The sequence below is a fragment of the Vogesella mureinivorans genome (assembly GCF_007644035.1).
Classification (GTDB): Bacteria; Pseudomonadota; Gammaproteobacteria; order Burkholderiales; family Chromobacteriaceae; genus Vogesella; species Vogesella mureinivorans.
Genome location: NZ_VMTV02001111.1, coordinates 1 through 392 on the forward strand (window position 1 = coordinate 1; position 392 = coordinate 392).

1 protein-coding gene is annotated in these 392 nt (G+C 44.9%); it reads right to left on the bottom strand.

The genetic code is table 11. From position 1 onward, the window contains the following. Positions 1-270, bottom strand: a 270-nt coding sequence (locus tag FLQ44_RS22985; RefSeq protein WP_206209144.1) for an alcohol dehydrogenase catalytic domain-containing protein, incomplete at its 3' end; no start/stop codon positions are given. Positions 271-392 lie beyond the last annotated feature (122 nt).

A 392-nucleotide genomic window follows, 5' to 3' on the forward strand; every position in this document is an offset into this window, starting at 1 on the left:
TATTGCCGCAGCTTGAACAAAGCTCACCGTATCAGGAATCGTAATGGTTTGAGATTCTGGTACAACACAATACTCTGCATAGCCACCACCATTGGTCAGTCCGCAGACCTTATCTCCAAGTTTAAATAAGCTTACATCTTCTCCAATCGCAACAACCTCGCCAGCAACTTCTAGTCCTGGCACTGGTGTAACCCCTTTGGGCATTGGATATAAGCCTTGTCTTTGCAAAATATCTGGGCGATTAATCCCAAAAGCATAAACCTTTACCAAGACTTCATCTGCTTTAGGTTGCGGAACTGCCACATCTTCATATGCGAGTTTTTCTACACCGCCCGGCTCTGTAAAAATGCTGACATAGATTGTCCTGATCTATCTAGAGCTGCTGCGTACAG